This is a genomic window from Cellvibrio sp. UBA7661, from assembly GCA_002483365.1.
Classification (GTDB): domain Bacteria; phylum Pseudomonadota; class Gammaproteobacteria; order Pseudomonadales; family Cellvibrionaceae; genus Cellvibrio.
This window is the reverse complement of sequence record DLHT01000017.1, coordinates 445,894-468,071: the sequence shown is the minus strand read 5'-3', so window position 1 is coordinate 468,071 and position 22,178 is coordinate 445,894. Positions and strand designations below refer to the sequence as shown.

General features: G+C 45.6%; 21 protein-coding genes. 11 read left to right on the top strand and 10 right to left on the bottom strand.

The window, feature by feature from the left end; genetic code table 11:
• Window positions 1–22: 22 nt before the first annotated feature.
• The gene (locus tag B2739_RS15215; protein ID WP_331346696.1) at window positions 23–928 is read right to left on the bottom strand and encodes a LysR family transcriptional regulator; all 906 of its coding nucleotides are present in this window, start codon (window positions 926–928) and stop codon (window positions 23–25) included.
• A 205-nt stretch (window positions 929–1,133) separates the two neighbouring features.
• Here B2739_RS15215 and B2739_RS15210 point away from each other — a divergent pair, with 205 nt between their 5' ends.
• From B2739_RS15210 to B2739_RS15180, 7 genes are all read left to right on the top strand, one after another.
• Entirely contained in the window at window positions 1,134–1,985 is an 852-nt protein-coding gene (locus B2739_RS15210; RefSeq protein WP_331346695.1) for an aldo/keto reductase, read from the top strand.
• A 27-nt stretch (window positions 1,986–2,012) separates the two neighbouring features.
• Window positions 2,013–3,065: an alpha/beta hydrolase gene (locus tag B2739_RS15205; protein WP_331346694.1), complete on the top strand. Its 1,053-nt coding sequence runs from the start codon at window positions 2,013–2,015 to the stop codon at window positions 3,063–3,065.
• Between the two features lie 43 nt (window positions 3,066–3,108).
• The gene (locus tag B2739_RS15200; RefSeq protein WP_331346693.1) at window positions 3,109–4,272 is read left to right on the top strand and encodes a cupin domain-containing carboxymuconolactone decarboxylase family protein; all 1,164 of its coding nucleotides are present in this window, start codon (window positions 3,109–3,111) and stop codon (window positions 4,270–4,272) included.
• Between the two features lie 18 nt (window positions 4,273–4,290).
• Window positions 4,291–5,376 (top strand): alpha/beta fold hydrolase, encoded by a 1,086-nt coding sequence (locus B2739_RS15195; protein ID WP_331346692.1) that lies wholly within the window; start codon window positions 4,291–4,293, stop codon window positions 5,374–5,376.
• A 66-nt stretch (window positions 5,377–5,442) separates the two neighbouring features.
• Window positions 5,443–5,952, top strand: coding sequence for a nuclear transport factor 2 family protein (locus tag B2739_RS15190; protein WP_331346691.1), 510 nt, complete (start codon window positions 5,443–5,445; stop codon window positions 5,950–5,952).
• Window positions 5,953–5,986: 34 nt separating this feature from the next.
• Window positions 5,987–6,475, top strand: coding sequence for a nuclear transport factor 2 family protein (locus B2739_RS15185; RefSeq protein ID WP_331346690.1), 489 nt, complete (start codon window positions 5,987–5,989; stop codon window positions 6,473–6,475).
• Window positions 6,476–6,587: 112 nt separating this feature from the next.
• Complete coding sequence (locus B2739_RS15180; RefSeq protein ID WP_331346689.1) at window positions 6,588–7,067, top strand: tyrosine-type recombinase/integrase; 480 nt, start codon at window positions 6,588–6,590, stop codon at window positions 7,065–7,067.
• A gap of 468 nt (window positions 7,068–7,535) precedes the next feature.
• Here B2739_RS15180 and B2739_RS15175 read toward each other — a convergent pair whose 3' ends face one another.
• The 9 genes from B2739_RS15175 to B2739_RS15135 form a co-directional block, all read right to left on the bottom strand.
• On the bottom strand, window positions 7,536–8,168 hold the full coding sequence (locus B2739_RS15175) for a hypothetical protein (RefSeq protein WP_331346688.1): 633 nt from the start codon (window positions 8,166–8,168) through the stop codon (window positions 7,536–7,538).
• Window positions 8,169–8,225: 57 nt separating this feature from the next.
• The gene (locus tag B2739_RS15170; protein ID WP_331346687.1) at window positions 8,226–8,966 is read right to left on the bottom strand and encodes a hypothetical protein; all 741 of its coding nucleotides are present in this window, start codon (window positions 8,964–8,966) and stop codon (window positions 8,226–8,228) included.
• Between the two features lie 68 nt (window positions 8,967–9,034).
• Window positions 9,035–9,514 (bottom strand): DUF6644 family protein, encoded by a 480-nt coding sequence (locus B2739_RS15165; protein ID WP_331346686.1) that lies wholly within the window; start codon window positions 9,512–9,514, stop codon window positions 9,035–9,037.
• A 26-nt stretch (window positions 9,515–9,540) separates the two neighbouring features.
• On the bottom strand, window positions 9,541–10,068 hold the full coding sequence (locus B2739_RS15160; RefSeq protein ID WP_331346685.1) for a DUF6644 family protein: 528 nt from the start codon (window positions 10,066–10,068) through the stop codon (window positions 9,541–9,543).
• A gap of 5 nt (window positions 10,069–10,073) precedes the next feature.
• On the bottom strand, window positions 10,074–10,556 hold the full coding sequence (locus B2739_RS15155; protein WP_331346684.1) for a rhodanese-like domain-containing protein: 483 nt from the start codon (window positions 10,554–10,556) through the stop codon (window positions 10,074–10,076).
• Window positions 10,557–10,985: 429 nt separating this feature from the next.
• Window positions 10,986–11,879, bottom strand: coding sequence for a dienelactone hydrolase family protein (locus B2739_RS15150; protein ID WP_331346683.1), 894 nt, complete (start codon window positions 11,877–11,879; stop codon window positions 10,986–10,988).
• Between the two features lie 425 nt (window positions 11,880–12,304).
• Window positions 12,305–12,928, bottom strand: coding sequence for a redoxin domain-containing protein (locus B2739_RS15145; protein ID WP_324259296.1), 624 nt, complete (start codon window positions 12,926–12,928; stop codon window positions 12,305–12,307).
• Window positions 12,929–13,067: 139 nt separating this feature from the next.
• A complete protein-coding gene (locus B2739_RS15140; protein ID WP_331346682.1) occupies window positions 13,068–15,236 on the bottom strand; it encodes a protein-disulfide reductase DsbD family protein in 2,169 nt (722 codons plus the stop codon).
• Between the two features lie 442 nt (window positions 15,237–15,678).
• Window positions 15,679–18,249, bottom strand: a complete 2,571-nt coding sequence (locus B2739_RS15135; RefSeq protein ID WP_331346681.1) for a TonB-dependent receptor — start codon at window positions 18,247–18,249, stop codon at window positions 15,679–15,681.
• A 635-nt stretch (window positions 18,250–18,884) separates the two neighbouring features.
• Between B2739_RS15135 and B2739_RS15130 the strand changes: the two genes are divergently transcribed.
• From B2739_RS15130 to B2739_RS15115, 4 genes are all read left to right on the top strand, one after another.
• Window positions 18,885–19,892 (top strand): sulfate ABC transporter substrate-binding protein, encoded by a 1,008-nt coding sequence (locus tag B2739_RS15130; RefSeq protein WP_331346680.1) that lies wholly within the window; start codon window positions 18,885–18,887, stop codon window positions 19,890–19,892.
• Between the two features lie 357 nt (window positions 19,893–20,249).
• A complete protein-coding gene (locus B2739_RS15125) occupies window positions 20,250–20,429 on the top strand; it encodes a YezD family protein (protein ID WP_331346679.1) in 180 nt (59 codons plus the stop codon).
• Between the two features lie 77 nt (window positions 20,430–20,506).
• Window positions 20,507–20,788 carry a YezD family protein gene (locus B2739_RS15120; RefSeq protein WP_414633231.1) on the top strand — a complete coding sequence of 94 codons (282 nt, stop codon included), beginning with the start codon at window positions 20,507–20,509 and terminating at the stop codon, window positions 20,786–20,788.
• Between the two features lie 86 nt (window positions 20,789–20,874).
• Window positions 20,875–22,125 carry a porin gene (locus B2739_RS15115; protein ID WP_331346678.1) on the top strand — a complete coding sequence of 417 codons (1,251 nt, stop codon included), beginning with the start codon at window positions 20,875–20,877 and terminating at the stop codon, window positions 22,123–22,125.
• Window positions 22,126–22,178: the final 53 nt, after the last annotated feature.

Below are 22,178 nucleotides of genomic sequence, written 5' to 3'. Positions count from 1 at the left end.
CGGCGCACGCCAATTGCGGACATTAACCAACCCTCAACTTTAACGCATCAACAAACAGTCGAAACAGTGGCGGCAACTGACGATTGGGATAATACATATAGTAACCTTCATACGTCATTTTCCAATCCATCAAGACTTCAGTTAATGCTCCACTTTTAAGTTCTTGTTCTGCCATAGTTGCAGGCACCCACGCGAGACCTAATCCATCTATCGCCCCTCTCATTAGTAAATGGGCGTGACTGACAATTATGGCGGACTGAGGGCGATAGCTCGTAACACTTTGCGGTTGTTCTTTGCCTGGATTCTGAAACTCCCAGCTCATAATATTTTCGTGTCTTGGCAAGCGCATAGTCAGACAGCGATGACTGTTAAGTTCCTTCGGTGTCTCTGGAATTCCGTAAGCAGCGATGTAGTCCGGTGAACCCACAACAATCATTTGAAAGTCTGGCGTGACTCTAACCGCGACCATGTCTTTATCCACTGTGCTGCCCAGGCGAATGCCGATATCAAACCGGTCTTTCACGATGTCGGTAAATGCATAATCCGTCGTGATCTCTAATACAACATCAGGGTAATCGCGCGCGAACGACGCGAGCTTGTCCCATAAGAGCGTATTGATCACGTGCTCTGAGCTATTGATGCGTAATGTTCCGCGCGGAAGATCGCGAAACGCATTTAATTTACCCAGCTTTTGGTCGATCCCCGCAATCAGTGGCTCTATATCCTCCAATAACCGTTCGCCCGCTTGGGTTGGCGAAACACTGCGCGTGGTGCGGTTGAGCAGCTTTACGCCAAGACGTTCCTCCAGCGTTCTAATCGTGTAACTCAAGGCCGACTGGGAAACGCCCAATTGGCCCGCTGCTCGGGTGAAACTTCCAACTTGCGCAACCAATATAAATGCACGCAGGTCATTGAGGTTTTCAGACATTGGATTGCACCTTAAAGCTTCGGCTGGTCACGTTGATTATGCTGTTTAGATGACAAAATAAATCGATAACCGAGCATAAATACAGCAAAAATCGATCTATTAATCAAAATTACTTATAAATCTATGCGGAATATAGCACTTAATACAGACGGAGGAACTGGCTATAGTGAGATCAAACGCTGAGCTGAATTAGAGAGGAAGATGTATGAGTGCCATCACCTTGAATAATGGTCTTGAGATGCCACTTCTGGGCTTCGGTGTATTCCAGATGACCGACCCAACCGAATGTGAGCGCGCTGTACTTGATGCGTTGGATACAGGTTACCGGCTTATCGATACCGCCGCTTCCTACCAAAACGAAACCCAAGTGGGTAATGCGTTACGGGCAAGCGGAGTCGCGCGCAGCGAACTCTTTATCACCACCAAACTGTGGCTCGGGCATGCCAGCTACGAAGGCGCAAAAGCGCAGTTCGAGCGCTCATTGAATCGCCTGCAACTTGATTACGTTGATTTGTACCTTATCCACCAACCCTTTGGTGATGTTCACGGCGCGTGGCGTGCGATGGAGGAATTACATGCAGCCGGAAAAATTCGTGCAATTGGCGTCAGCAATTTCCAACCGGATCGTCTGGCCGACTTGATGGCTTTTAATCGCATCAAACCCACTGTAAATCAAATAGAAGTTAATCCATTTAATCAGCAACTACATGCCGCGCCCTGGATGAAATCTAAAGGAATTCAGCCTGAAGCCTGGGCGCCCTTTGCCGAAGGAAAGAACAATTTATTTACCCATCCTGTGCTGACCGCTATTGGCAATCAATATGGAAAATCGGTGGGGCAAGTTGTACTGCGGTGGTTGCTTCAGCGTGGAATTGTTTCGCTCGCCAAATCGGTACGCAAAGAGCGTATGAAAGAAAATATGGCGGTGTTGGATTTTGCATTGTCGGATGCAGACATGAACAACATTACCGCAATTGATACCGCCACCAGCGCATTTTTCTCCCATCGCGATCCTGCAATGGTCGAATGGCTGACTGCGCGCAAGCTAGATGTGTAAAAGCAGATATTTTAAAAGGTGATAGTTATGAATTCAAAAACGCTGACTATTTTTTTAATGTCAACTATATTGTGGGCAACAGGAGCAGTGGCTGATGATAAAGCCAAGGGCAATCCATTTGGCTTGGTGTACAAAGGAGCCATCACCGAAAACAAAAATGGAAAATTAAACATTCATCCCACCACCTATAAACTCAATGGCCTGGATATTTCTGCCAATGTTTACACACCCGCCAATTACGACTCGACAAAAAAATATCCTGCCGTCGTTATCGCGCATCCGAATGGCGGAGTAAAGGAGCAAGTCGCAGGGCTCTACGCGCAACATTTAGCGCAGCTCGGCTACATCACCATTACTGCTGATGCGGCATATCAAGGTGCAAGTGGTGGCCAACCACGCAATGTCGATAAACCCGCAAATCGAATTGAAGATATCCATGGCATGGCTGATTTTATTACGCAGTATCCGGGTGTTGATGTAAGCCGGTTGGGCCTACTCGGAATTTGTGGTGGCGGCGGATATTCATTAAAAGCGGCACAGACTGATAAGCGCTTCAGAGCTGTTGCTACATTAAGCATGTTTGATTCCGGGCTAGTAAGACGCAACGGTTATCAAGACTCACAACTGGACACTATCCAACAACGTTTAAAACTCGCCTCGGACGCACGCACACAAGAAGCGGCTGGCGGAGAAATAATTTATACCGGTGATGCAAAGCTAACGGATGAACAAATCGCCAAACTTCCATTCGACCTTTACCGCCAGGGTTTTGAATATTACGGAAAAACCCATGCACACCCCAATTCGACCTTCAGGTACACATTGAGTAGTTTGCTTGACCTCATGCGTTTTGACGCAACGAGTAATATGGATTTAATTAATCAGCCGTTACTGATGATTGCGGGTAGTAAAGCTGACTCACTGTATATGACCGAAAAAGCATTTACTTTGGCAACAGGCACTAAAGAGAAAGAACTGTTCAAAATTAATGGTGCTACTCATATTGAAACTTACTGGGTACCGAAATATGTAGACCAGGCAGTAAACCATCTTCAAACGTTTTACAGCAAAAATCTTTAAGCAGGATTATTACCCATTTAAATATTCGAAATTGGAGTAAGAGATGAATAGCCCACTTAAAGTCGCTGTAGTATTGACGTTGTTATCAGATGTTGCATTAGCAGATGACAACCCCAAACAGCAGATATCGACACAGCAGATAACAAAGGTCGAACAGCATGTTATCCAGGAAGCACCCGCCAGTAATTTTTCAGGGAAAGCGCAATTTTCGCGACTACCCACAATGCCATCAGCGGGCGATGTCGCACCAGCAACTGTGACTTTTGCAGCGGGTGCACTAACCAATTGGCACATCCACCCGAGCGGTCAATATTTAATTGTCATCGATGGCGAAGGTCGCACGCAGGAATGGGGACAGCCGATTCAAACTATTAGCAAGGGCGATGTTATTTGGTGCCCTCCCGGTGTGAAGCATTGGCATGGTGCCAGCACTCACAGCAGCATGACTCATATTGCTATTTCTCCCGTTGCCAAGCCAGATGAAAAAGTCACCTGGTTGGAAAAAGTTGAATTGCCGAAAAGCTCTCAACCGTTAAATGTAAACGAACAACAAAAAGTTAACGCGAGCACACCTCTAACTAACAGGCAACTAAGCCTCATTCCCATTGCTGCATTTACGGCAACGGGTAATCTTGAACAACTCAAACCCGCCCTGATAAAAGGATTGGAGGCCGGATTAACCGTCAATGAAATAAAAGAAGCATTAGCTCACCAATATGCGTATGTGGGATTTCCACGTAGCCTGAATGGTTTACTTACGTTTAAAAGTTTGTTGGAGCAGCGCCAACAACAAAACATCAAGGACAGACTGGGTGCCGCACCAAGTACGACGGCGAGCAATACTAATTATTATCAATTAGGCACCGAGACATTAGGTTACTTAACAAACGCGCCAGCAGACAAACCCTTAGTGGAAAATTTTTCACCGACGATTGATTACGCATTGAAGGCACATTTATTTGGCTATTTATTTAGCCGTGACAATCTGAGTTACATTGACCGGGAACTGGTAACCATCGCGACATTGGCAGCCCTCGGAAATGTGAATAGTCAATTAACCTCACACTTTAAGGTGGTGCAGAATCTGGGGTTGAAGGACTCACAGCTTCAGCAAATCATCATTACATTAAAAAATGATGTTAATGCAGATGTTGCCACAAACAGCTCCGATGTTCTCCAGCAGCTTAAATCAACTCAAACCAAATAAACTAAAGAAGGAGCCCTTATGAACGCCCAACTCAACTCGCTCTTTAAAATCACGTGCAGCATCAGCTTGGCATTAATGATTTCGGCGTGCGCCACTGATACTGGAAATTCAAACGCAATAACAATTACGGATCAAGGTAATTTTTCAGCCGGTGGAACCGTTATCCAAAAACCGGGGGCGTTCGACGGCAAAAAGATTGCCGACTCCAGTGGTCAAACACTGCATGGAGACCATGCATCTGTCTTCTTTCAAATTCCAGTCAATCATAAACCCTTACCATTAGTGCTTTTGCACGGTGCAGGTCAATCAGCAAATACCTGGGGAACAACACCGGATGGGCGCGAAGGATTTCAAAACTATTTTTTACGTCACCATTTTTCCGTCTATTTAGTTGACCAGCCGCGAAGAGGACGCGCAGGCCAATCAACCGCGCCACTTGAATTAACTGCTACACCGCAGGATCAAATGTGGTTCAACATGTTCCGTGTGGGCCAATATCCAAATTACTTCGATAACGTGCAGTTCCCTAAAGATGCAGAATCACTCAATCAATATTTCCGCCAAATGACACCGAATACCGGTGCCTATGATGAACAACTAATTAGTGATTCAATGGCAGCGGTTTTAAAGCGCTCAGGGCCATCCATTTTGATTACACATTCACAAGGTGGCGGACCCGGTTGGTGGACAGCGATAAAATCGGAAAATGTGAAAGCCATAGTGTCCTACGAGCCCGGAAGCGGATTTGTTTTTCCAGAAGGTGAGCTACCCGCCGCTATGCCAAGCCTGACTGGCACTCTCACGCCTACGCCAGTCAAAATGGAGCAATTTTTAAAGTTAACAAAATTCCCAATCATTATTTATTACGGTGACAACATTCCGACCACCGCACATGAAAACCCAGGTCAGGACAATTGGCGAGTTCGCTTGGCGATGGCAAAGCTATGGGCAGAAAAAATTAACAAATATGGCGGCAATGCCAGCGTGGTGCACTTGCCTGAGATTGGTGTATACGGGAATACGCATTTTCCATTCTCTGACCTGAACAATCAAAAAATTGCCGAGCTTCTTGGTGATTGGTTTAAGCAACACAAGCTGAATTAACCACAGACATCGCCTCAAATTTAACGAGGATAAAAATCAATAGCACTTAAACTGGAGAATTTTTTAATGAAACAACATCAACTTCGCGGCGTTCTAAAAATTGCACTTCTACTACTGTGGTTGCCACTCACTACGCAATGGGCGGCGGCACAAACAGAAAAATCTGCTGCGCATAAAGAGGTTAAAGCAGTAACCGTAGAGCAGGAAATCATTAGCCTGTCGAAGAAAAAATGGCAATGGATGGCTGAAAAAAACCTGGATGCCTTGACTGCGCTTTTTCATAACGACTCAATGTTTGTGCATATGTCCCGCACACTCTCCAAAACAGAAGAGCTTGAAGTTATTAAAAGCGGCAATATCCAATACAAGAAAGCAGATATCCATGACGTGTCGGTAAAAATCATCGATAACACTGCTATTTTGTTAAATAGCATCACCTTGCTCGCCGTAGTACGTGGAAATGAAGTGACCAATCCATTTGTCGTAACCGAAGTCTATGTAAAGCAAAATGGGAATTGGAAACTCAGCTCACTGTCATTCACCAAGACCGTTGTGCCTGAGCCAGCGAAGCAATAAATTTTAACAATCACACGACCAAGGACTACATATCATGGCCTTTAAGAAATTTATTATTGCTCTACTTACATGCTGTTCAATATTGACGGCACACTTGGTGTCCGCAGAGACGACCGCGAATAAAGAAGCTAGTGCTGATAGTGTGAAAAATGAAATACTGAAATTGTCAAAGGACAAATGGCAGTGGATGTCAGAGCGCGATTTGAAAAAGCTGGATAACTTATTTCACGAAAAAGCTGTATTCGTGCATATGGGCGGGTCAATGTCGAGACAGCAAGAATTGGATGTTATTAAAAGTGGCGACATTCATTATAAGAAAGCAGATATTCATGATGTATCAGTTGAGGTTATCGGCAGCACAGCAATCTGCTTAAATAAAATCACCCTGCTCGCAGTAGTTGGTGGCAATGAAGTAACCAATCCGTTCGTGGTGACTGAAATATATGTACAGGAGAGAGGTAATTGGAAGCTGGCATCGTTGTCATTTACGAGAACTATCACACCTGAACCACCCAAAAAGTAGATCGGAGGTATATAGCCATGCCCATTTCTCTTAGAGATAAACATTTGAGAATGGAGCCGTGGAATAAAGGAAAACTGATTGGCCAAAAAGCACCACTGAAGGTGAGTGAAGTGTGGGCAATAAGAGTCCGCTTACAATCACTCACCGTATTCGCGAATTAGCCATGTTTAATCTTGCGATTGACAGCAAATTGCGGGCGTGTGATTTGGTGAAGCTCAAAGTTCGCGATATCTGCCACGGATCTCAGATATTGCACCGTGCAACTATAATGCAACAGAAAACCCATCTCACCGTCCAATTTGAGATTACGCCTTCTACACGTCAAGCTGTTGAAGCTTGGCTGATAAAAGCCCATCTGCGCAACGATAATTATCTTTTCCCCAGCCGGGTTAACAAATCCACGCATATTACTACACGACAATATGCGCAGATTGTCCACCGTTGGATTGAGGATATCGGGTTAGATCAATCAACCTATGGTACACACTCTCTAAGGCGCACCAAAGCATCACTAATTTATAAGCGAACCAAGAATCTCCGTGCCGCGCAAATCTTACTGGGGCATACCAAACTGGAAAGCACTGTTCGCTAGCTTGGGATCGATGTGGATGATGCGCTAGAGATTTCAGAGCAGACAGAAATTTGATCTGTATTTACAACAGTAAGGAAGCGAGATTTTTATTTAGCGAAGGACCGCTTTGGGCACATTCCCGCCCTTCAATCCGTTGGGGTTCGCAAGCTCACCCACAACCTACGTTATATGGAATTACGGAGCCTTCTCGCTTATCGCAATACATATTCAAAAAATCCATTACACGGCATTACACCAACATTAATCACTGTTGAAATATCACCTGCAAATGCTGGTTTTCAAGCACTAAAACAATCCAGCAACCATAGACCAGAATTGTGGTTTGTGCAATTGGTAAATGGCGCGGTTATTGTGGATAGGGGGAAATTGGTTTTTTCATTTTGTTGTTGCAGTGAAAGAAAGAGTGCTCATGTGGATTGTTGATATAGCGGTGGTTAATCGCGAGTGACAGTTGCTTTATCAGCACGATTAATGAGTTGGAACCTTATCACCCGGATACCAAAATTGTGAATGACACCCTTCACAGCTGTGCTCGATGATTCCACCGACTTCTTCCAGCCTTTCCACATTTTTTGCATCGATTGCTTCAATCGCTAAATTGGCAGCGTCGTGCAAGGCATGGGCGCGCGCAATAAATTCAGGCCACTGCGCAGCAATCAATGCTTGAATGGCATCGGCCTGTAATTCCGATTCGTGACTGGAGGTATTGGCATTGCCATGGACAACCGCGCGCCCTTCTATCACTAATAAATTGGATGCTTCACGCAACGTAATTGCATGGTTGCGCAGAGTAGCCCAATCCTCATCACTTTCCGGGCGCGTTTCTATTTCACCTTGTTCAGTCACTTCGGTAGAAATGGCGTTCCAGATGGGATCAACATTCGGGTCAATCACCGACAACATAATTTCTTGCAGGCTAGCCGAAGGTTTAAACGGATTAACAGAGTTTGACGATTCAGTAGCCACTGCGGATGCCACAGCTGTGGTGGTATTAGCTGCGATATTGGCTGCGATATTGATCGCGGCATCCGGTTGTTGTTCACAACCGGATGCCAATGCCAGCAGCGCGATACAGGCTACTAAGGTAAATTGGCGCTGCATGATTTACTCCTGACAAAATTCACAAACATATTGAGTAAAAAATAATTTCACAAAAATTTAATTCACTGAAAAACAATAAAAGAGCCCTGCACCACCAGTGCTGATTAAATTTTCCTGACTGCAACCACGGCTGCCATGGGCCGAATTCCAGGAGGCATTGCCACCACCGGTGCGGTCAAAGTGGCCCACTTGTACAGAGCCATCGGCAGCTGCACTGGTGTAGTTTTTACAGGTGTGATCGGCAGCATCGGTAAACGCGGTGCCATCGGTTTTGGAGCCGGTAAGAATATCGTGCTGGTTGGGTGTATCACCCGCCGCCAACACACGCTCACCTTTTTCACTAAACGCCTGATTACGTGTGAGGTTGCTGCCCAATTGTGCTTGCGCGAGAGTGTCGCCATGCAAATGCCCAAGGTCGTTGGCAATTAGCGCACCTTTTACGTTGTACCAAGGGCCTTTGCCGATGCGGTCACGCGCATTAATGGCGGGCTTGCCATCCTCTGCTTGCGTACTTAAGTACGCACGCCAGGTTTTATTGCCTGCACCAGCCGCTTTTGCCAGTGTTTGGCAATGTGCATCCGCACCGGCTAAACCACCCAGGTTTGCGCCCTTGCCCAAACCAACACTGGTCACAAAAAAGCTGAATTTTTGTAAGGCTTCTTCAGGGCTGATTTGCGGGCGCTGTTGTTGTGCGGGTGCAGCGGCAGGCGCAGTATTTTGCGCAAACACAGACACACTGGAAAAGGCAACACTGGCGCCTAACAGACCGGTACAGATGGCAAGCGTTTTAAGTTTCATTGGTTTTCCTCTTTTATTAAATGGTTTGATTTAGATGAATTGATTTAAAGAGATAGATGAGAAAAAAATCAGGCCGCTACAAAACCTATCGCCCTGCCCGCAAGACCAACACTGAACCAAAGCACCAGCGACACAATGGCAGTTGTCACCGCCAAAATGCGATTAGGATTTTCGTTAGTGCTCACGGCGCGGTAGAGCGTAAATTGGATAAGCAAAGCCACTGCAAAAAGTTTTAGCTTGATCCAAAATGCAGGATTGGGTTCGTAAAGTGCAGCGCTGGGTGCCAACATAAAAACACCGGACAGAATTAAAAAAAGCAATCCGGTATAAATAAAGGGCTTGGTGTATTGCGCTAATTGCGGTGCCGAAAACCAGGTAAAGCCAACACCCAGCAAACGCAAATTCACCAATAAAATGGAAGTCAGCAGTAATACCAGCCCGCTGATATGGAAGAGTTGCGCCAGAATTCCGAAAAAAATCGGCGCTTGTCCCAAAGCAATGGCGATATCACTATTTTGTACAGCTTGAAATAATTCCTGAGTGTTCATGATAAGTTGCCCATACAAAAAATTGCTTAAAAACCAGAGTCCAGATAGGGAATTAATCGCCCTAAAACGACTACCGCACTCCACAGCACCAGCGATATCCACCCTGCCAATTTCGCACCTGCGGGTAAGGCAGTAGGCAATGCCGATTTGTGCTCTATTGATGCGTGCCCCCAGTTTGTAACGCTGCGCCCGAATTTCAGTTCAAACCACAGTGCATTGATACCGGCCAACACAATCAGCAATAACTTTAATGGGAAAATAGGTGATGCGATTAATTCAGGGCCAGTCGCAAAGGTCAGCAAAAAACCGGTGACAAAGGTGACGACAAATCCACCCAGTAACCAGGGGCGCAATTGCTGCAACACAATGGCGACGGGAACACGGCTAAACGCAAAACCAATCAACCGCAAATCCGTCAGCACAATCAAACCAAATGAAAAAGCCAGACTGAGTAAATGCACGCCTTCTACCAATGGGTACATATAAAGCGACTCAGCAAGCGATGTGCCCAGAGGAGAGTCATACATGGTTTGAAGTAAATCAGTTGCGCTCATTTGAATTAACCTTTTGGAGCTGGAGGAACGATTTTGCTCAGTGTGCCACCTTCTGCTTCATAGTCTTGTACACCGGCAGCGCCTGCGACTTTGAAGCCTTTTTCAGCGAGTAAATCTGCACCGCGCAGTGCACGGCCAGCGTGATTGGATAGCGTGACAATAGTGCGGTCTTTCGGAATAAAGGCGAGGCTCTTTTCAAGATCGGCTAACTGGATACTGAGGTACACAGGGAAGCCACCAATTTTGGTGAGCTCATCCGGCCGACGCAGGTCGATAAAAATAAGTTGCTCAGGCTTGCTCAACAACTTATCGATTTGTGCACGGTTTAATTTTGGGCTTTTTGCTTCATATTTCGCAGCAGGCGCAGCATTTGCCGCTTGTGTTTGGGCAAATGACACGGAGGCAAACAACAATGGCGCAGCGATTAACGCCACAGCAGACAACAACTTGGCAAATGACTTAAGAGACGATTTAACAGGCGATTTCATAACGCAATGTCCTTCAACAAAATGGAATTTCCCACACCAACATGGGATACCAAAAACACTCTGGGATAACACCTCTAGAGCAAGTGCCATACCAGCGAAGGATTGCCTGCTGCATTTTCCACAAAATTTTTTAATTAAGTTTTAGACAATTGATTTTTAAGGATTTTTTTGAAATAACCTTTTGGCAGCTGCTTAAGCCAAAAAGATGCAAGCCATACGATTGTTTTTATTTGAGCAGCAACAAGCCTGCAGACTGATGATTAGCCAACACTTAACTGCTGTTTATTGAAATTACAATTCATCGATACCGGATAAAAAAAAATAAGCAGTAATAAAAACCCCACAGGTTTTCACCTGCAGGGTTTTCGAATTTATCCCAACATTTTTACAAACACGCTTTAGCAAAAATGTTTTCTTATGTACCTTGCATTAAGCACGCAGATACTTGTTGAAAAAGTCAATTGTCCTTTTCCAGGCGAGCTGTGCGGCTTTTTCATCAAAACGTGGAGTCGTGTCATTATTGAATCCATGCTGCGCACCTTCGTAAATAAACGCTTGATAATTTACGTTTGATGCCTTGAGTGCTGCTTCGTATGCAGGCCAACCTTCATTAATGCGTTCGTCTACGCCGGCATAATGGATTAACAAGGGAGCCTTGATCTTGGGTACATCGGCCAAATCGGGCTGACGGCCATAAAAAGGAACCGCCGCGCCTAAATCCGGTACTCGCGTGGCAAGGAAATTGGAAATACCACCGCCATAACAGAAACCTACCGCACCTACTTTGCCATTTCCTTCAGGTAATTTTTGCAGATGCTGCACCGCAGTCACAAAATCTTCCTGGGTTTTGGTTTGGTCGAGTTTTTGGAACAATTCGCGTGCCTTGTCTTCATCGCCCGGGTATCCACCCAAGGTAAATAAAGCATCGGGTGCAAAGGCGATAAAATTATCCAGCGCAATACGCCGCGTAATATCTTCAATGTGAGGATTCAACCCACGGTTTTCATGCACGACTAATACCGTCGGCAATTTTTCGGTGGCATTTGCAGGGCTCACCAAATATCCGCGAATTTTGCCGTTGCCTTTGGGCGAATCAATTTCGATATAGCTCGCTTTAATGCGGGCATCATCCGGCTTCACTTGCTGCGCCTCGGCAAATTGCGGGCTGAGTGCAGTCAGTAACCCTGTCGCGGTTACACCGGCCAGTGCAGCATATTTTGCTGCGCCGGTTAAAAACTCGCGGCGTGATGCCTGGCCGTGTACGTATTGATCAAACAGTTTTAATACTTCCGGATGAAAATCATCAGCTGTTTTACGTGTCATGAATTGCTCCCTGAAACAGGTGAAGGCTGGCGGCTGCCAGCCTATGAACAGGTGGTAAGTTATTTAACGCGACCGGCAAAGCCGGGAGTAAGTACCGCAACTTTATACGCTGCACCACGGCCAACGATGTAGAGAGTTTTCTTATCTTTACCGGCAAAGGCAACATTCTGAGGTTTGTGTGGTACAGGAATGCCGCCATTTTTGGCTAATACCAAATCAATAAGGAATATTTTTCATAAAAATGAAAATATAAAGAGCTGTAACAGTATCAATCTGTGATTTTTGATGCGCTTATTGCAACAGAAAAAATCGCTACTGTTAAAAATCAAACAGGTACTGTTGATTTTTTTAATAAAAAAAAGCGGGCTAAATGTTAGCCCGCTTTTGATAATGCCGATGACATTTTTTACATGGCTGAAAATATATTAACCCGCGTATTTAATAGAGCAGCCATAGGGCGCGGTGCTTTGGTTAGGTACTTTTTTACCAGCAGCCAATGCTTCCAGAGCATCTTTCACGTAAGGAGTTGCCTTTGGAATATCTTCCGCTTTGTTGGATTTAATACTGTCCACGCCGCCTTTGTATACCAAAGTACCTTCCGGATTAATGATAAAAAAGTGCGGGCTGGTTTGCGCGTTATAGAGTTTACCGATGGTGCCTTCCGCATCAAGAATGGTATTGGTTGGTGTAGCACCGCGTTTTTCGTTGAGACTAATCGCGGTAGCGCCATCCACGTGACCTTGTTTGCCCGGCGCAGATGAAATCACTTGCAACCACACAAAACCTTTTTCGGCGGCGCTTTTTTGCAATGCAGGGATATTACTGCTGCTGTCATAGTGTTTAACCACGTAAGGGCATTCGTGGTTGGTCCACTCCAATACCACAGTTTTTCCTTTCAGGTCGGCCAGGTTAATGGTTGAACCATCCGCTGCTTTACCGGAAAAGGTGGGTGCAGGTTTATTGATAACAGGTTCGGCCACAGCATGGGTTGATACCAATGCGAAGGCAAGACTTGCCAGTGCGATTTTTGCAGATTGACGGATTGACATAATGACTCCTTATGAATTGACAACAATGGATTAACAACGGAAAAACAAAAACCAAGAGCAACAAACAACAATAAAAACAAAACACAAACTAAAAACTAAAAACTAAAAACTAAAAACTAAAAATCGATAATACGAATCGCTATTCACCTTTCAGTTTTTCAATCACCAAATCCGGCGTGAGTATTTGTGGCAACTCAATCGGCTGGTTAGCCTGTCCTGCCGGATAAAACACATAAAGCGGGACGCCACTGCGATTAAACTTTTGCAAAAACGCGGTGATCTCTGGATCTTTATTGGTCCAATCCCCTTTCAAATATACAATGCCTTCTTTATCAAAATGCTGTTTGACGCTATCGCTACTCAGTGCAACACGCTCATTAACCAAACAGCTGATGCACCAGGACGCGGTGAAATTTAAAAATACTGGTTTGCCCTCCGCGAGTAATTCTTGCAGGCGTGCATCGCTGAAGGCTTCCCAATTGGCATCGGCAGCGACTGCATTTTTACCGGATGTATTGGATGCAACCGGTGCATTCACCGCAAAGATGCCTGCACCCAAGGCCGATAGCACCAGCAGCAACGCCACTGCACTGCCCAGCGCACGGTTACGGTTGGATGCAGTACGTGTGCTGTCGTAAAGCCATGCTGCTAAAGCGATCAACAACATGCCGCCTAATGCGACTATCACGGCATTCACGCCCGCTTGCTGCACTAATACCCACACCAACCAAATAGCGGCGGCGTACATCGGAAAAGCCAACAATTGTTTTGCGCGCTCCATCCACAACCCGGGGCGCGGCAACCAGTGTTGCAAGCGCGGCCAGCAACTCAACAGTAAATAAGGCAAAGCCAAACCCAAACCAAGGCTTAAAAATATCGCCATGAGTTTTACCGGCGGTTGCGCAACAGCATAACCCAGTGCCGCGGCCATAAACGGTGCCGTACAGGGTGTAGCCACTACCGTTGCCAAAACGCCAGTAAAAAAACTGCCGCTATAGCCGGGCTTTTCTGTGAGTGAGGAACCCACACCCGCAACTGAGCCGCCAATAAAAAAAACACCCGACAAACTTAAACCAACCGCAAACAATAAATAAGCAACCACCAACACAAAAATGGGCGATTGAAATTGAAAACCCCAACCAATTTGGCTGCCGCCAGCTTTTAATAAAATCAGCAGCAAGGCGAGCACTGCAAAACTGGCCAATACACCCAGCGTGTAAACGTAACCCTGACGGCGAATTTGCTGCGCGGAATAATGGGAATGGCTGACCAGTGACAATGCCTTGATCGACAACACCGGAAACACGCAGGGCATTAAATTCAAAATAATTCCGCCCAATAACGCGAACAACAATGCCCCTGCAAAACTGATCGCTAATTCTGACTGCGGCTGGTTATTAGCAAGCGCTTGCAGCGGCGCTTTTATTTCATAACCACGCGCAATACCCTGCTGCTCTTTGATGACCAACACACCGGCAAGTTGATCACCAATGGAAGCCGGTGCTTCGCCAGTGGGAATATTGAGTTGGATACCATCGGCAAGATCTGTACGTACCTGGGGATCACTTTGGCGAATGCGGCCCCAGTCGTAGGGGTAAAACCAAATGTCCTGTACTTGCGCAAGTTGCTCTGCTGGCAATGCGATGTGTAGGGCTAATGTCCCCTGCCCGGTTTCACTGTTAATCACACTTTGTTTTGCGGTTACATCCCAAGGTACTGGAATGGGTAAACGCGCTTGCGCTTCGGCAATTAATTCACTGCCTCCGCCGGTTTCGGCTTGTGTTGCAACAACGGGTAATGACAAGGCCAATTCCACTTGTTGCGGAATACACTCCTCCTCACACACCAACCAATCCACCAAGGCGCGGACAGTAAAGGTATCGCCCACGGCAAGCGCGTGTGGAATAGTAATTTTGCTCAGCAGCGTGACGTTATTTTCATAGGCATAATTGGTAATAGGCCCCATGGAAAAACGGCTGGGTGCAGGCCAAATAATATCGCTTGCACTCGCACCTTCCGGCAGCGTCCATTCAATCGTGGTGGCATTACCCGAATCACCGGGATTGACCCAATAGGTATGCCAGTGCGGAATAATTTGTTGGTTGATACCAAGGTAAATTTCACTACCCGGTACAACCGCAGCAACAGATGCCACTATCTGCGCCTGCACTTGGGGTGTTGACGCTTTATCAGATACAGCGACATCTGTTATAGCTGCATCAGCTACAACATTAGCATCTTGCTGGCTCTGTGCCGCAAGGCTAAAAACCAGCAATAGGGTAAAAACTGCAACTGCCATTTTTTTCATTAGGGATAAGATTCCTGCGCTTCGCCTTTTGGTCTTTTTTGTTTTTCAAATAATTGAACAGACTATCGATGATTTTTTTAATTCATGTATTTGATTAATGTATTTAATGAATGCATTTAATTAATGAATTCAATCCCATTCACTTGTCACACACCAACCACTCGCCATACCAAGAAGTATCCTGAATCGAGGTAATTCACCAGAAAAAGTTTCCTGATTAACAAAAATTCACATTCCTTTTAACTCTTTCACATCTAACTCTTTCACATCCAACTATTTCACATCCAACTATTTCACATCCAACTATTTCACATCTAATTCTTTCACTTCAGCATTAAAATCAGCGCTCTTTTCAAAGCCGTTTATAGCCTGTCACAAAAAACACCCTGATGGCCCTAATAATGGGCGCAGCTGCGCCCGTTATTAACACGGCGATTATTAGTTAAAAATTGGAACGAAATGCAAAACTGAATGCACGCCCATAACCCGGCTGTTCGGTTATTGCATTGGAACTGCTGTAGGTATTGCCACCGGTTTTGTAATGCTCGTCAAACAGGTTTTTCACAATAAATGAAATACGATATTTTCCGTTAGCGCGATCAAGTGCCACACCAGCATCAGTCAGGTTATAGGCCTTTTGTAAGGTGTATTCCGATTGACTTGGCTGCAAGTAAGCATCGGAGCGATAGGCATTAGTCAGGAACAAATTCAAACCATAACCATTACCCAGAGTGCGGGTGTAATCCAAGCCATATGCCAAGGTCACTTTAGGCGCACCGTGCAATTGTTTGCCCGAGTAATCAGCCAATTGGGTATCGGAAATATCCGGCACTGTGGTGAAGAATTCATCGTAGGTTGCACGGTTATAAGCACCAGAAAAATTCACGCTGAGCGATGGCGTAACCGCAAATGCCGATTCAAATTCAACACCCTTCGCGGTCACACCGGGAATATTCCCCAGGTAACTGCGCAAACCGGTTGGCTGGGTTTCATCCACAACGGTTAAGTTACTTTGGTAATCCGTCAGCTGGGTGTAGTAAATATTGGCGTTCACTAACAAACGACGATCCAGCAATAAGCTTTTGAAACCCAACTCGGCGTTTTCGGCTTTCTCCGGTTTTACATTCAAAGGCTGACCATAATCAGGGCTCGCAGAATCAGACACGAATTCTACTGCGCCGGATTTCTCACCCGATGCGAGAGAGCCATATAGCAATACATCGTTGGTTAATTGATAACTGGGGCTGATTAACCAGGCGATGGAGTTATCGCTAATGGCATCACCTTCAATCCAATCGTAAATCCCTTTGTCACCCGCACTGCCTGTACCAATGGCTGAGCGGTAAAGTGCTTTTGCTGCGCTCCATGCAGCAAGGTCTGCTGCGTTTGCCAAATCCAGGCCATAGCTGGCAGCTTTGCTATTGTCGCTTCCTGTGGCGTTGGTTAAGCCAGTACCTGCGCGATCCAACTCGCGGCGGTTGCGCCCTTCCTTATGTTCGTAGGTATTGCGCAAACCAAGCGTGAGGGTCGATTTTTCAGTGAAATGCCAGTTAACCTGACCAAAGGCCGCATAACTTTCGGTAGTAGGATTCAGCACATAAGAGCGATACACACCGCGCTGCGCATCGGTTAGCAGCCCGCGATATTTAGGCGCCTTTAATGAATTCCACTGCGCATTGCTCGCGTTAAATGCGGCGGCATCCGCGCCAAAATAGGTAGGGTCATCGGAATAGACTTCGGCATCCAAATAATACAAACCCACTTGATAGTCGTATTGTTTTTCGCCTTTGTAATTCAAACGCAATTCTTGCGAGGTTTGGTCGTTCCACAATTGCTGGCCGCCATTGCCAATATCAAAGCGAGTCACGCCACCATTTTTAATATCGAAATGTTGTTCGCGATAAGCGGTGATCGACGTGAGCGTATATTCATCGCTTAATAATTTTTTAAGTTCAACTGAAACGCCGCCTTGTTCCGTGCGCTGCGGGCGCGCTTGCGAGTCTTCAATTTTATTGTCCCCATACACGCCGTCTTTAAATACTGGCTGGTATTTGCTGCCGTCGGGGTTGTTAAAATAATCGCGCTGCAAACGACTGAAGAAGGATGTAGTACGTGCTGTACCATCGGCAAAGGTGTCGGGGCCATTATCGACCAATAATGACTTATTGCCGTTTTCAACGGATTGGATGCTATCCAAAATAATACGTGCAGACAGGGTTTCATCGGGCGTTACTAAAAATTGTAAGCGACCACCGACGCGGTTGGTTTCGTTCCAGGTTTCCGGGCCTGATTGCCACACGTTATCAAGCACACCATCTTTTTTGTTAAAAAATAATGACCCGCGATAGGCAACCAAGTCATCCACAATCGCACCGGTGCCGGTGACTTTTCCGCCCAGTTCATTGTAATCACCGTAGCGTACTTCATAGGTATAACCCGGTTTAAAATTCGGTGCTTTAGTGACTATATTCACTACGCCGAGCGTGGTGTTTTTACCCAGCAAAGTACCCTGAGGGCCACGGATGACTTCGATGCGGTCAAGGTCAATAAAATCATTCCACGACTGACCTACATAAGAACTCACAACACCATCAACAATCACGCCTACACTCGGCTCCATCGTATCGTTGGCGGCATTTTTACCAATACCACGCAATGAAATACTGGTTTGACGCGGGTTGCTGCCAAAAACACCGAGGTTCGGCACTTTTTTAACCAAATCATTTACTGAAACCGCGTTATCGCGATCCAATGTTTTGCCACCCACCACGGAAACCGGCAGCGGGACTTTCTGGGCAATTTCTTCGCGATTACGCGATGTGACCACGACTGTATCCAAAGCAAACGAGGGTTTATTTTGTTCCTGTGCAACAACCCCTTGTGGAATGATCGCACCAGATCCCAACACGACTCCCACAGCAACACCCAGCAACTTACGTTGAAAAAGACGCGGGGTTGATAACAATGATGATTGCACTGACGACTGCAGCTGCGCCGAACGCAAAGCTTTCATTAAATCTCTCCAAAACAATATGTGTATGAATAACTGACACAGGGTGTTTAGCAACCGCTATGCCAGATATTTAAAGAACAGATTTATTTTTAAAAAAAGAACAGATTTATTTTGAAAAAACTGTTTTAACAGCAGCATGAATAAGGAGTGCAGATAAAAATTGTTTTAAAAATACACTGTTTTGTTTAACGGATTTACTGTGAAAAACAATTATTCGATAAAGACAGCTGTTTTTAATTAAACACCTGCAGTAAAAATTCTGCTAAAAAATCAACAAATAGAGCATATTAAAAAGCACTCTTTTAAACAGTTTACCTATACAAAATCCAAATAAATAACGACTCATGCTTTATCAGCCTTAATAAAAAACACATTAACCCTCGCTGGTTTTTTGCCCTGGCCTGCTAAAACTGCGGGCACAGGCCTTGCCGCGTTTACTTATACTTTTTGGTTAGCCGCTTAAAACAAAGTGTTTTTAACCAAACAGATTATTTTCAAAAACACTCTGGCATAGATCTGGCTTTAACAGGATTACAAATGGATTTTCCATTCACACTGGAATAAAGCCGCTGTCATGGATATTAAAAACAGCACCGGACATTAATCTGTAGATCTACCATTCCTAAGGAAACACTATGAAATTGTTAAGTAAACGCGCCGCATTATTCGCAGCCACTGTGTTATTAAGCTCTGCCAGCTGGGCGAAAGACGTTACCCTATTAAACGTATCCTATGACCCTACCCGCGAACTTTATCGCGAATTCAACACCGCTTTTGCCGCACACTGGAAAGCCAAAACCGGCGATGATGTGAAAATTGAACAATCCCACGGTGGTTCCGGCAGCCAGGCGCGCGCCGTGCTGGATGGATTAAAAGCGGATGTTGTCACCCTTGCTTTGGCGGGCGATATAGATCCATTAGCCAAGAACGGGAAATTACTTGCGGACAATTGGGCATCACTCCTGCCCAACAACAGCGCCCCTTACACATCCACCATTGTGTTTTTAGTTCGCAAAGGCAACCCGAAAAAAATTGAAGACTGGGATGATTTGGTGAAATCCGGTGTTGAGGTGATTACACCTAACCCGAAAACATCGGGCGGTGCACGCTGGAATTATTTAGCGGCCTGGGCATTTGCCAAAAAGAAAGAAGAAACCGATGCCGCCGCACAAACGTTTATAAAAACACTCTATAAAAACGTACCAGTACTCGACTCTGGCGCGCGCGGCTCAACCACAACCTTTGTACAGCGCGGTATAGGTGATGTATTGCTCGCCTGGGAAAATGAAGCGCATTTAGCGATTCAGGAAGCCGGTACCAATGAAATTGAAATCGTGTATCCCTCTATTTCTATTCTTGCGGAACCACCGGTTGCTGTGGTCACTACAAATACAAGCGCAAAAGGTACAACTGAAGTAGCCACTGCTTACTTGAACTACCTGTACACCGCTGAAGGGCAAACGATTGCGGCTAAAAATTTCTACCGCCCACGTGACCCACAAGTTGCCAAGAACTACACCAAGCAGTTCCCAAGCATTGAATTTGCCACCATTGCGGACTTTGGCGGCTGGAGCAAAGCCCAACCGGAACACTTTGGCGATGGAGGAATTTTCGACAAAATTTACGAAGCACCAAAGCCCTAAGCTTTTTGCAGTAGCGCCCACCTTTTACCTCACTATTTTCTGCAGTCTTAAGGTTCGGGCGCAATTTCCCCTCCAAAAATCACAGCTCACAATAAGCCCAAAACAACACTCGCCCTGCGCGAGTGTTGTTTTTTGAGCAGAAAAATACCGGCATTGTTGAAATAGAAACAGCTTAATGTTGATAAATACACTTTCGTTCTAATAACAATATTCTTCGTTATAAGCTAATAAAAAATCAGTATTTTTCGTTTATAAATATCGCCCCTATGATGGCCACGACTTCAGGGAACAACTGCCCTGATCACTAAACCCTTAACCACACTTGATAACTTAACAACGATTGCCTGCGAGGTTTTTATGGGGATTCATCGTTCAGAAATCGCCAATAGCATTGACGATGTTTTAGCCGAAGTTAAACGTCAGCTTGCACATATCCGCTATGGCTCGGTGGAGATCCAGATCCATAACGGCCAGGTTGTGCAGTTGGAAAGCCGCGAAAAGAAACGCTGGGATAAAGGCGTCAACGTCCGTCAATAAATTGGTGTCTATAGCCATCAACCAGTTGTTATAAGCTAATAAAAAATCAGTATTTTTAGTTTTATCAACAGATCAATATGATGGCCACAACTTCGGGCGATAAGGTAAAAACAACGCCTGAAGGCAATCACACTAACGAGGTTACTATGGGAACTTACCGCAACGAGCAGGCAGCCCCAAACGCGCAAGATCACGATATAGACAACGATATTATTGAAGAGATTAAGCAACAACTGGCGTTAATACAATTTGGCTCACTGGAAATCCAGGTCCATAACGGACAAGTCGTACAAATTGAACGCCGTGAAAAAAAGCGCTGGGAAAAAGTGTCAACACTCGCTAAACACCGCTTTCGTTGAGAAAAATTCGATCAATATTTTTTAAAAAACACATCAATATTTACTGACCGGACCACCGGAGGTGATATGACTATTTGGAGATTAGCATGTCATTTCAAACTTTCTGGTCGGTTGTGCGATCAGCTACTGTAGCAACACAATTTCAACGCAATACCTTAACTGCCGCCATAGGTATTGCACTGTCTGCGAATGCCTTTGCAGGTTTTCCTACGCTGTACGGCAAAATCCATTTGACCGCCAATCAATATGATTTGGAAAAAATTGATTTTGCGCCCACCGCTGCCGGTGCAACCACTTATCGCCACATAGGTGCTACTGGTATTACTACCGAACTGGATACTTTCGCGCTGGAAAGTACTGGCTCACGTCTGGGCATTCAAGGTGATTTTGATGCGAATGCCAGTGTGCAAATTTTTTATCGCCTTGAATACGGCATTGATGTAGACAACGGCACTAACAGCAATGGCCGCGAATTAAGCCAACGTAATATTTTTGGTGGATTGCGTGGCGCTTGGGGTTCGGTACTGGTAGGTAAAAACGATACGCCGCTAAAAACCCTGCAAACCAATACCGTATTGCGCTCCGATGTGGATCGCTTTAACGATTCTCCACTCGGCGATATCGGCACTTATATTGTGGGCGAAAATCGCCCGGATAACGTTATCCAATACACTTCGCCAATTTTATTTCGCGGGCTGGAAGTAAATATCGCGGCTATTCAGGCAGAAGAAACCGGTGTGGCGGTTAATGCAAACAACCAACAGGACGATAATAATTTTGCCTCAGGCAAATCCGTTTCTGTCACTTATGGCAAAGCCAAATGGTTTGTTGGTGCAGCAGTGGATTCAAATGTTGCAACCACCGATGCCATCCGCGCTGTTGGTGAAATTACACTGGGTGCGGTGAAACTCGGGGCGATTTATCAAACTGCCGAAGCACATGACAGTGTCGATTCACTGGGTGGCATTTCTACTTTCGTTGGCACCAACGGCACCACTAGCGGTGCACAAAATGGTTTGAACCCACTCTCTGAATGGGACGGTGCCTCAGGCAACGGGTTTAAAGAACAAGACGGTTACATCCTCAATGCGCAATGGAAAATTTCTGGCCCCTGGCTTGCGAAAATCCAATACGCCAATTCAACCACCACACCAACCAATACCGCTTACAAGGATGCTGAGCTTGAAGGTATCGCCGTTGGTTTGGATTACAACTTCAATGCAGGCACACGTGTGTTTGGCTATTTCGCCAGTGTGGAAGTGAATGGTGATGAAAAAATCAGCACCAAATCCACTACCGATAGCACAGCAGCATTAGGTTTTGATTTCCGTTTTTAAAAGACCTTCACCCCTGCCCTCTCCCAAAGGGAGAGGGAGTAAGAATCCCCTCT